The following is a 508-nucleotide window of genomic DNA, read 5'->3' as shown; positions in this document are numbered from 1 at the left end:
CTCATGATGTCGGGCACACCGTAGTCGTCGTACAGCCCGATCTCGTAGGCGTGGATCTTCTCGATCTGTGACGACTGTGTGGCCAGCAGCAGTGCCAGTTGGTCCGAGCCGAACCCCGGGAAAATGCCCGACCCGTAGAACGAGGCGTGGCCTGCCTCAGCGGCGGCCTCGAGCTGGTTGCGCCAGTCCGGTGAATAGTACGACGGCGGGTAGACCAAGCTCGTGGATGACGTTGACACCACGTTGATTCCCGCCTCGAGCAGCCGCAGATAATCCGGGACCGCGCCGGCGTCACGCTCGGGTCCGCTGGCCGCATACACCACGCAGTCCGGCCGCAGGCCGATCAACGCCTCGGCATCGTCGGTGGCCGTGATCCCGATCGGTTCTCCACCGGCGAGTTCACCCGCGTCGCGCCCGACCTTGTCCGGCGTATGCACCCACACACCGACAAGGTCGAGGTCGGGCCGGCGATGCACCGCGTCGACCGCGATGGACCCGACGCCTCCTG

General features: G+C 66.5%; 1 pseudogene. It reads right to left on the bottom strand.

The window, feature by feature from the left end:
- A pseudogene (locus tag A5651_RS19895) lies at positions 1–508 on the bottom strand (dihydrodipicolinate reductase); the annotation flags it as partial.

Origin of the sequence: Mycobacterium sp. 1274761.0 (assembly GCF_001668615.1) — a bacterium.
In the GTDB taxonomy this organism is placed as follows: Bacteria; Actinomycetota; Actinomycetes; order Mycobacteriales; family Mycobacteriaceae; genus Mycobacterium.
Note: the sequence above shows the minus strand (reverse complement) of the source record. Positions and strands in the feature narration are given on the sequence as shown.